Origin of the sequence: Nocardia pseudovaccinii NBRC 100343 (assembly GCF_001613225.1) — a bacterium.
GTDB lineage: Bacteria > Actinomycetota > Actinomycetes > Mycobacteriales > Mycobacteriaceae > Nocardia > Nocardia pseudovaccinii.
In genome coordinates this window covers 65,745-75,626 of the sequence record NZ_BDBY01000026.1, presented here as the reverse complement: position 1 = coordinate 75,626, position 9,882 = coordinate 65,745, and the positions used below count along the sequence as shown (strand labels likewise).

9 protein-coding genes are annotated in these 9,882 nt (G+C 66.1%); 3 read left to right on the top strand and 6 right to left on the bottom strand.

The features are described from left to right. The 3 genes from NP3_RS03225 to NP3_RS03215 form a co-directional block, all read right to left on the bottom strand. The coding region (locus tag NP3_RS03225; protein WP_084508089.1) for a tyrosine-protein phosphatase at positions 1-532 on the bottom strand (532 nt) is incomplete at its 3' end. Between the two features lie 4 nt (positions 533-536). Beyond that, on the bottom strand, positions 537-2,762 hold the full coding sequence (locus NP3_RS03220; RefSeq protein WP_063037581.1) for a pyruvate, phosphate dikinase: 2,226 nt from the start codon (positions 2,760-2,762) through the stop codon (positions 537-539). Between the two features lie 216 nt (positions 2,763-2,978). Continuing rightward, positions 2,979-4,022 (bottom strand): zinc-binding dehydrogenase, encoded by a 1,044-nt coding sequence (locus NP3_RS03215; protein ID WP_084508087.1) that lies wholly within the window; start codon positions 4,020-4,022, stop codon positions 2,979-2,981. 150 nt (positions 4,023-4,172) lie between these two features. Between NP3_RS03215 and NP3_RS03210 the strand changes: the two genes are divergently transcribed. The 3 genes from NP3_RS03210 (at position 4,173) to NP3_RS03200 (ending at position 6,204) form a co-directional block, all read left to right on the top strand. Continuing rightward, a complete protein-coding gene (locus NP3_RS03210) occupies positions 4,173-4,871 on the top strand; it encodes an AraC family transcriptional regulator (protein ID WP_063037579.1) in 699 nt (232 codons plus the stop codon). 108 nt (positions 4,872-4,979) lie between these two features. Then, on the top strand, positions 4,980-5,696 hold the full coding sequence (locus NP3_RS03205; RefSeq protein ID WP_063824643.1) for a maleylpyruvate isomerase family mycothiol-dependent enzyme: 717 nt from the start codon (positions 4,980-4,982) through the stop codon (positions 5,694-5,696). Further along, on the top strand, positions 5,626-6,204 hold the full coding sequence (locus NP3_RS03200; protein ID WP_063037577.1) for a WCX domain-containing protein: 579 nt from the start codon (positions 5,626-5,628) through the stop codon (positions 6,202-6,204). Before NP3_RS03205 ends, NP3_RS03200 begins: the two co-directional genes overlap by 71 nt. A gap of 446 nt (positions 6,205-6,650) precedes the next feature. Here the strand turns inward: NP3_RS03200 and NP3_RS03195 are convergent, their stop codons facing one another. Genes NP3_RS03195 through kstD form a run of 3 tightly spaced genes read right to left on the bottom strand, consistent with a single transcriptional unit; the run spans position 6,651 to position 9,882 of the window. Next, positions 6,651-7,466: an SDR family NAD(P)-dependent oxidoreductase gene (locus NP3_RS03195; RefSeq protein WP_063037575.1), complete on the bottom strand. Its 816-nt coding sequence runs from the start codon at positions 7,464-7,466 to the stop codon at positions 6,651-6,653. Between the two features lie 15 nt (positions 7,467-7,481). Further along, positions 7,482-8,213 (bottom strand): glucose 1-dehydrogenase, encoded by a 732-nt coding sequence (locus NP3_RS03190; RefSeq protein ID WP_063037573.1) that lies wholly within the window; start codon positions 8,211-8,213, stop codon positions 7,482-7,484. 1 nt (position 8,214) lies between these two features. Continuing rightward, a complete protein-coding gene (gene kstD, locus NP3_RS03185) occupies positions 8,215-9,882 on the bottom strand; it encodes a 3-oxosteroid 1-dehydrogenase (RefSeq protein ID WP_063037571.1) in 1,668 nt (555 codons plus the stop codon).

Here is a 9,882-nt window from a genome sequence, read left to right as displayed (position 1 = left end):
CGGCGGCGATGGCCTCGGCCGGGACACCCACCGCATCCAGCACCATGGCCGCGAGGATGCCGGTGCGGTCTTTGCCTGCGGCGCAATGGAAGACGACCGAGTGACGTTCGGCATCGGCGATGAGCCGGGCCGCCGCCACGATGGATTCGCCACTGCCGGTGAGCAGTTCGCGGTAGAGCGCGACCAGGTCGTACTGTCTGCCGTCGGGAACCAGCTCGGCGGGGGTGGCGACGACGTTCGTCGCCTTGCGCACCGGAAGATTGACCATGCGCACCGCCGCGCTGCCGGTCAGTCGGCCGTAGCCCTCGCGCAGCACCTCGTCCGGGTTGCGTAGGTCGATCAGCGTGCGCAGGCCGACCGGCCCGGTCAGGACGGCCAGATCGTCCTCGGTGAGGTGCTGGGGTGTGCTGGAGCGGTAGACGACGCCGAATCTGGTTGTGCCGCCGCCGATCACCGGGAGTCCGCCGAGGTCGCGGACATTATCGATTTGGGCGAACTCTACCCATCGCCGCTGGGTGCTGTCGGTGAACATCGCGCTAGTGGGCTCGGCCCGCGGCGGCCTCGTCGGCGCGGCTCAGGCCGCACAGACCGATGAGGTCTTCGTGCAATTCGAACCACACCGTGTGGTAGCTGTCCATGATCGGCCGAGCCACCCAGTTGTGGTCGCCGCCGTTCATCCGCTCGACGGCGCGGGCCAAGCGATCGGTGTACGGCACGAGGCGGGGCGCGATGGTGCCGATGCGTTCGACGAGGGGTGCGACGCCGTGGTGCAGTGTGGTCAAGCGCGCCAAAACCGCTGCGTCGTAGGTGTTGTCGGAATGATCGTTCACCGTGCTCGCGTCCTTCATCTGCCAGGCCGTGATGACTGCTTTCAGCTCGGCATTGAACTCGCAGAATTCATCGTAGGCCGCGGCGAGGTCGCTGCGGTCGAGATCGGCGCGCTCGTGTTCGAGAAGTCGGCCCAGTTGTTCGCGGCCCTGCGGGGTCAGACGGATGCCAACGGGTGTGCTGGCGCATAGCCCACGCGTCACGAAATCAGCAGTGCGCGTGGCTGCGTCGGCCTCGGCGATCGTGAGGCTGTTGGCGATGGCGTCCGGTTGTACTCGACCCTTGATGCCGATCAGGCGCAGTACGGCGAGTTCGGAGACTTCGTTACCGTTGATTTCTCGGGGGACACCGTTGATTTCTCGGGGGACCGGCAAATTCGCCGCATCGGAATCAGTTGTCGCTGAGCGATCTTCGTTCGGTTTCGACAGGAACTCGGGCAGCTCGACCGAGTCGACCCGCGCCCATTGTGCGAGTCGCTCGACATCCTCGATTACCGAGGCATCCACCGCCTTTCCGCTCACTTGTCCCGGCCACACGGTGCCCGCCCCGCCATCGACGGTGACGAGGTGACCGGCCAATGCCTCGACAACCCCGGCGCCGCAGCCGACTACGCACGGACGGCCCAGCTCCCGGCTGACCAGCGCGGCATGCGAGGTAGCGCCGCCGAGTTCGGTGACGATGGCCCGCGCCGCGATCATGCCGTGCAGATCGTCCGGGCTGGTGGTGGGGCGCGCCAAGATCACGTGCTCGCCTGCGGCGGAACGGGTTTCGGCCTCATCGGGATCGGTGACCACAATGCCGGTAGCGAGTCCCGGACACGCGGATTCGCCCTGGGCAAGGGGCCGCAGCCCGGTGTCGTCGCCCGATGCGGGCAGCAGGACAGTGCGCACCTGGTCGGCCCCGACGCGGCGCAATGCCTCATCGGCACCGATGAGTCCCTCGTCGACCATGGCGACGGCGGCGCGAACCGCCGCGCGCGCAGAGCGTTTCGCCGGTCGAGACTGCAACAGCCACAGGCGACCGGATTCGACGGTGAACTCGATGTCCTGGATATCGCGACCGTCACGCTCGAGCAGCTCGGCGGCGGCGAGCAATTGGTGGTGCGCCTCCGGCAGCGTCACCGCGAGCTCGTCGAGCGGGCGCGGAGTGGTGCGTCCCGAGACGACATCCTCACCCTGCCCGCCGACCAGCCATTCGCCGAAGACCGCACGCGCACCGGTATTCGGATTCCGGCTGAACAGCACGCCGGTCCCCGAGAGCGCGTCGAGATTCCCGAACACCATGGCCTGCACCGTGACCGCGGTACCGAGCGAGTCGGAAACACCCCGGGTGCGCCGATAGGTCTTGGCCCGCGCGGAATCCCACGAACGGAACACTGCGGTGACCGCGCCACGCAACTGCTCCCACGGATCCTCCGGCACCACGCCATTCGGATCACCGAGCACGATCTCCCGATACTGGGTGACGAACCGCCGCCGAGTATCACCGGCGTATCCGGGATTTCGGGTCTCGGCGGTCAGCGCCCGCTCGACCGAGTCGTTCATCCCCAGATTCAGCACGGTATCCATCATCCCCGGCATACTCACCGCGGCCCCGGACCGCACCGACACCAGCAACGGATGCTCGGCGGACCCGAAGCGCCGCCCCGTCCCACGCTCCAACGCGGCGATACCGTTTCGCACCCCCGCCCAGATCTCCGCGCCCAGCACCCCGCCGTTGGCCCCGAATTCTGCCCATGCCTCGGTCGTCAGCACGAATGCGGGCGGCACCGGCAACCCCAATCCCCGCATATGATCAACGCTCCATGCCTTCCCCCCGATCCGCTCCCGCGAATGCCCGCACGCCCCACCGAGTTCCACAACGACCGAACCATCGGCACCGGCCCTCCCGAAGGCGGCCCCCGGTCGCTCCACCGGCTCCACTCCGATCGTCATAACACTCCTTTGATCATCGACAGCCACCGCGCACTCAGCGCATGACAAGGGCAGATCACCGGGCCGCAGGCCCGAACGCCCTGGCATTGGCGCAACCCCGCAGCGTGCACCCGCGGGCAGCCCGATTTCAGCCTGCCGCCCCGGTCGGCCCGGGCGTACCGGACGTCCCGGTCAGCAGGATGCGCCGAGCGCGGCGCTTCCCGGCAATGGCCGTGGCTAGGGCACCACGACAAGCTTTCCGGTGGCTTGGTTGTTCTCCATGTGGCGGTGGGCCGCGACGATGTCGTGCAGGCCGAAGACACGGTCGATGTTTGGTCGATAGACGCCCGCTTCGACCTGGTCGACGACGCGCTGCAACACGGTCGTGCCAGCGCTGCCCTTGAGGTCGTCGCTGTGGAAAGCCGTGAGTTTGGTTCCGGACGGGATCATCGCTATCGGTTCGAAGTCCGGGATCAGCCATCCGCTGAGCGAGCCCGCCACACACACCGTCCCACCTCGACGGACGAGGTGCAGCGAGTCCACCGCCGTGCTCGCTCCGACGAGATCCAGCACATAGTCCGGACCCTCGGGCCATACCGCTTGCACGCTCGCCGTCAGCGATTCACCGGCGTCGAGGAGTACGTGGTCGACACCGGCCGCGGTCAATGCGCCGGTCTTGCCTTGCCGTCGCGTGGTGGCCGCGGTCTCGATGCCGTAGCCGGACGCGATCGACGCGGCAGCCATCCCCACCGAGGAGGTCCCGCCACGGATCAGCAACCGCCCCCGGTCACCCGGCACGACCCCCAACGCATCCAGCGAGCCCTGCGCGGTCAGGTACGTCTCAGGTAGCGCGGCCAGGACGTCCCAAGGCAGCGTGGTGGTGACCGGCATCAGCAGGGAGTTCGGCAACAGCACGTACTCCGCGTAGCCGCCGTCGAACTCCCGGCCCATCTCACCCATCACCGCCGCAACGGTCGTCCCGTCCGGCAACGTCGGATCGGTCGAGGCGGCCACGGTTCCCACACATTCGATCCCGAGCACACGCGGGAAGGTCACGTTCGGGGAATGCCCCTGACGGGTCCTCAGTTCCGACCGGTTCAAGCCCGCGCCCCGCACCCGCACCAGGCTCCAGCCGTCTCGAACCGCTGGTACCGGCAGCTCGCGGATCTCCAGTACCTCCGGATCACCGGCCCTGACACAGACCGCCGCTCGCATCGTCGTACCGACACCACCTCGGCGGCGTGAGGTCGTAGTGCCCGCCGAGTGAAAATCATCGCGCATGGGTTCACTGTCGCGGGAAGGCGGCGTGGCCGACCACCGATAGAATGCCAACTTATGCCCGTTGGCCGCCAACTCGACCGGATCGGTCGGGCGTCCCGTCTCTGGCCATCCGGAGGCGTACACCTGTGGCCGTCGGGGGGAACGAGCACGGTGCATTCCCATCCACGTGGACACCTCGTCTACGCCGCCCACGGCGTCCTATCGGTCCACACCGAACGCGGAACTTCGATCGTTCCAGCCAATCGAGTCGCATGGACCCCAGCCGGATTCACGCACTACCACCGCGCGCACAGCCACACCGATATGCGAATCCTGTTCCTACCGGCATCCCTGGCCCGGCTGGCACCGGACCATCCGGCCGTGTTCACGGTCTCCGACCTCGCCCGCGAAATCCTGCTCACCCTCACGGGCCCACGCGAGCGCGACCGCGCCGCGCTCACGCGGCTCCGTCGAGTCCTCGTCGACGAACTCGACGAAGCACACGAGCAGCCCTTGCAACTGCCGGAACCACACGACGATCGGTTGCAAGCCATTGCCCGAGTGCTGTATCAGCAGCCCGCGGACAACAGCTCACTTGCCGACCTCGGGCGGACGATCGGAGCCAGCGCCCGCACTCTCAGCCGACTGTTCCACAACGAACTCGGCATGACCTTCTATCAATGGCGCACCCAACTGCGCATCTATCACGCGCTCGTCCTGCTCGCCGACGGGCACGACACGACCCACGTCGCCCACGCCTGCGGGTGGGCGAACCCCAGCAGCTTCATCACCGCCTTCACCGACATCATCGGCACCACCCCGGGCCGCTACCGAACCGGTCGACACGGCCGCACCACCCGAATGACCTGAGCGGCTGGTCCTTTCATCACGGCACTGTCAATAGGCACAGCCTTGAGTTGGTCAGTTTATCTGACTATAGTAGTCAGTGAAGCTGACCAAATTGTATCGGAGGCCGATATGGACCGGGATGCGCAGTGGCGGGTCATCGAGCAACAGCGACGCGCCGTCGCCGACGTGCTCGACGACCTCGCACCGCATGAGTGGGAGCTGCCGTCGCTGTGTGCGGGCTGGCGGATTCGGGATGTGGCCGCGCATATCGCCTTGGCGCCGCAGCCGCCCGGTCCGGTGGATATGGTTCGTGCGGGGCTGCGGGCGCGCGGTCGGTTCCATCGGCTGAATCACGATGTGTCCGTTCGCTATGCCGACGCTGGTCAGGATCTCGTCGCCGAGATCCGGGCGCATGCGGCATCGCGAAAATTGCCGGTGGTCACCAACTATCGCAATATCCTCTACGACATCATGGTGCACGGTCAGGACATCGCCATCCCGACCGGCAGGCAGATCGACCTCCCGATCGAAGCCGCGGCGACGGCGGCAACCCGGGTGTGGACGATGGGTTGGCCGTTCTGGGCGAAGCACCGGCTCACGGGATTTCGGCTCATCGCCACGGACGCCGATTGGGTGGTGGGCACCGGAGACGAGGTGCGCGGCCGCATCGCCGACCTGCTGTTGCTGACTACCGGCCGCTCGGTTGTGCTGCCGCGCTTGTCCGGTGACGGAGTCGGCAAGCTCTGGATGCGGTTGTCGTATCGAAATCTGGTTCGTGGGTGCGCCGGTCGCGTCGACGGGGCGCGGCACGTCATGCGACGCTGCGCCGCAGATAGTCCGCTGTGATGGAACGCTGATCGTCGAGCAGGGCCGAAGGTGTTCGATCGAGGGCATCGACGAGTCATCGGCGCGGGCACTGGTCGAGCTGCAACAGGTGCTGCCCGCCCGACTCCGCCGCCGAGTCGAGGCCGTCGGGTCGGCGGCGGTGTCGCGGGGAGGCTTCGCAGCCGGACCGATGGTCGACCCGGAAACCCTGGTCGTCCTGGCCGCTACCTGCCGCGAACGCATCCGCTTCCACTACCGTGATCTGCTGCGCCGAGTCGTCTTCCTCGTGCACACCTCGGCCCCGCAGCTGATCGAAACCTTCCGAGTCCGCCCCGAGGAAATCGAGCCCATCGACGACAAAACCTGTCTGCTCCGCACCTCCGCCGACGCACTGGAATGGACCGCCGTGCGAATCGTCTACCTTGGCCTGGAATTCGAGGTCAGAGAACCACCGGAGATGGCGGAAATGGTGGCCGACCTCGGCGCGAAATTACTGCGCGCCGCCGGGGCGAGTCGAACGCGGAAATGATGCAGATTGCGATCAGCAAGATAGCGCGTAAACGCCGGGCGCGGCAGCGCAATCGGTCGTAGCAACCGTGACAGCGCGTGGTGTTTCGGCCAGTGGACTCGGCGTGCCGTAGAGCATGGCAACGATGACGGCCAGTACGAATAAGCTGCCGAGGGCTAAGGCGATCTGCGCCCACGATGGGCAGGTTTGCCGCGTGGATCTGGTCCTGAACTGCGGTGCGTACCCGAACAGCGCGGGTCGCGGTTGGTGTCGATATTTCACCAGGTGTTCCCTTGAAGTGGTTGAAACACAACTCGATTCGCGGTGGAACGGCGACTTTCTCCGAGTCCGGAGTCCTCGCGTGGGGAATATCCTGACAGCACAGCAGTTTTAGAGCAACCATTTCCGAAAAAATCGGTGAACCGGTCCGTCAAGCCCGGTTCACCGTCGACAAAGTGCCGACCGGTCTATACCTCATTTCGCATCTGGGCGGTAATGATCCGCTGGTAGCCGGAGCCGAAGATCCTTGGCAGCAAGTCGATTACGCGGGCATCGGTCCCGATGAGGATTTTCGCCTTATCCTTTCGGATCCCGCGCAGGATGGTCTTCGCCGCGGATTCCGGTGTCGTCTTGGCCAGCCTGTCGAAGTTGGCGGCCAGTGCGTCACGGTCGCGGTCACCACCCGCGCGAGCCTTCCACGCGATTTCGGTCTTGATCATGCCGGGATGGACGCTGCTGACCCCGACCGGATGGCCCGCGATCTTCATCTCCTGGCGCAGTGCGTCGGTGAAGCCGCGGATGCCGAATTTGGTTGCGTTGTAGGCGGCTTGGCTCGGGCAGGCGGCGAGGCCGAACATGCTGGAGACATTGGCGATATGGCCGTCACCGGAGGCGATCACCTGCGGCAGAAAGGCTTTGGTGCCGTACATGACGCCCCAGAAGTTGATATCGACGATCCACTCGAAGTCGTCCCAGGTCAGCTCCTCGATATTGGCGGTGAGCGAGACGCCCGCATTGTTGACTACGACATTGGCCGGGCCGAAGTCGGATCGGACCTCATCGGCATGTGCGTAGACGGCGGCACGGTCGGTGACGTCCAGCTTGTATGCCCGCGCCTTGGCTCCGGCCTGCTCGCACAATGCGGCGGTTTCGGTGACATTGGCCAGATTTCGCCCGGACAACGCCAGTTTCGCGCCCTGGTCCGCGAGTTCCAGCGCGAGCGCGCGGCCGATGCCCGCGCCCGCGCCGGTGATGACGACGACCTTGTCCTCAAAGTTCTTCACAGCAGCTGTCCTTGGTCATTTGGTGGTGTAGCCGCCGTCGGCGACGAATTCGGAGCCCGTGCAGAAGCTCGCCTCATCGGAGATGAGGAACAGCACGAGATCGGCCAGCTCACTCGGTGCTGCGGCACGGGGGAGCGGCTGGTCGTGCACCATCGAGTGCGAGCGATCGGAATCGGAGGTCATCTCGGTGGCCACGACGCCGGGATGCACCGAGTTGACCCGGATGCCGTCGGCGCCGAACTCCTGAGCGGCGGCCTTGGTCATCCCGCGCACCGCCCATTTGGAGGCGACGTAGCCGAGGATATTGCTGAATGCGATGATGCCGCCGATCGAGGAGATATTGACGATCGAGCCATCGCCCGCCCGGCGCATCGACGGCACAACGGCTTTCATGCCGAGGAACACCCCGACCTGGTTCACGTCGATCACCCGCCGGTAGTCCGCCTCGGCGAGCCGCTCGATCGGGTCGACGTGCACGATGCCCGCGTTATTGACCAGCCCGGAGACCGGTCCGAAGGTGCGCTCCGCCTCGGCGACCACTGCGGCCCATGCGGATTCGTCGGTGACATCGAGGGGACAGAACACCGCATGGTCGCCGAGTTCGGCGGCCACCGCCTTACCCTCCTCGACGAGCACATCCGCCACGACCACCGAGGCGCCCTCGCCGACCAGTCGACGGGCGAATGCCGCACCCATGCCCCGCGCGCCTCCGGTCACGATGACCGTCTTGCCACTCACTCTGTCCACGTCACGCTCCTGAATCGGCGATGTGCTCGGCCGCGATGTAGCCGAAAACCATGGCGGGTCCGATGGTCGCGCCCGCACCCGCGTAGCTGTTGCCCATGACGGCGGCCGAATTATTGCCCGCCGCATACAGTCCGGCGATAGGCGCGCCGTCTTCACGCAGCACCCGGGAGTGCTCGTCGGTGACCAGGCCGCCCTTGGTGCCCAGATCGCCGGGCACCATCTCGACCGCGTAGAAGGGTCCCTGATCGATAGGTGCCAGGCAGGGGTTCGGTTGCACGGTGGGGTCGCCGTAGTAGCGGTCGTAGGCGGATTCACCGCGATGGAAGTCCTCGTCGCGTCCGGCGCGCGCGAAACCGTTGAACCGCTGCACCGTTGCGATCAAGGAGTCGGCCGGAACACCGATCTCGGTGGCGAGTTCGGCGAGCGTGTCGGCCTTCTTGATGATTCCGGCATCGAAATACTTCTGCGGGATGGCCTGTTTCGGGAAGGTGCCGAGGAACAGGTATCGATCGCGGAAGCGCTGGTCCATGATGAAATGCGCAGGCACATGGCCCACACCGGTCGCATGCCGCTCGTACATGGTGTGCACCACATCGACATAGCTGGCCGATTCATTGGTGAACCGCTCGCCCGCGTCGTTGACCATGATCGCGCCGGGCTGGGAGCGCTCGGCCAGGCAGAAGAACGGCGGCCCGTCCGGATTGCGCACCGACGGTCCCCACCAGGCGTCGTCCATCAGATCCAAAGCCGCGCCGAGTTTTTCACCCGCCCGGATGCCGTCACCGACATTCTCGGTCGCGCCGACGGTCCAGTCGGTGCTGACCGGCCCGGTGAAGAACTGTTTGCGCATTTCCAGGTTGTGCTCGAAACCACCGGCGGCGAGCACCACGCCCCGCCGCGCACGGATGACGATCGGTGCACCATCGCGCTCGGCGCGCACCCCGACCACCGCTTCGTCGGCGGTGATCAGTTCGGTGAGCGCGGTATTCAGCCAGACCGGCACACCCGCATCGCGCAGCGCCAGCCACAACCGGGCCACCAGCGCCTTGCCCAGGCTCAGCGGCTGCCGTCCCCGGATCCGGTTCAACACCGCCTTGGCGCCGACCTTGATCGCGGTGCGCTTACCCTTCCAGGTGCGCGCGATCATATTCAGGTCGTGGAAGTCGCTGACGGTGAACGCGATTCCCTTCGGGCCGGACATGGTCGGCCGGTTGATCAGCTCCATATCCTTGCCGAGCAGTCGGCCGTCGATAATCGCCGGTTCGATGCTGCGGCCCTGCGCGAGGCCACCGGGCAGTTCCGGATGGTAGTCGGAATAGCCGCGGTCGTAGACGAATTGGAGATGGTCGGTGCGTGCGCCGAGATAGGTCATCATGCGCGGGCCGTTGTCCAGGAAGGCGTCCTGTTTGGCCTGCGGAACGCGCTCGCCGACAACGGATTTCAAATAGACCCGAGCCAGATCCGGGCTGTCGGGAACACCCTCTCGTACCAGCACCGGATTGTTCGGAATCCATACGCCGCCGCCGGAGCGGGCGGTGGAACCGCCGAAGCTGCCGCTCTTCTCGATCAGCACCACCGAAAGCCCGCGATAGGCGGCGGTGAGGGCGGCGGTCATACCCGCCGCACCCGAGCCGACGACCACGACGTCGTAGGTGTATTCCTCGGACAT

Bases quoted from the DNA above. Each gene is read 5' to 3' on its own strand.
- NP3_RS03220 (WP_063037581.1), bottom strand. From the start codon at position 2,762: ATGACGATCGGAGTGGAGCCGGTGGAGCGACCGGGGGCCGCCTTCGGG.
- NP3_RS03215 (WP_084508087.1), bottom strand. From the start codon at position 4,022: ATGCGCGATGATTTTCACTCGGCGGGCACTACGACCTCACGCCGCCGA.
- NP3_RS03205 (WP_063824643.1), top strand. From the start codon at position 4,980: ATGGACCGGGATGCGCAGTGGCGGGTCATCGAGCAACAGCGACGCGCC.
- kstD (WP_063037571.1), bottom strand. From the start codon at position 9,882: ATGTCCGAGGAATACACCTACGACGTCGTGGTCGTCGGCTCGGGTGCG.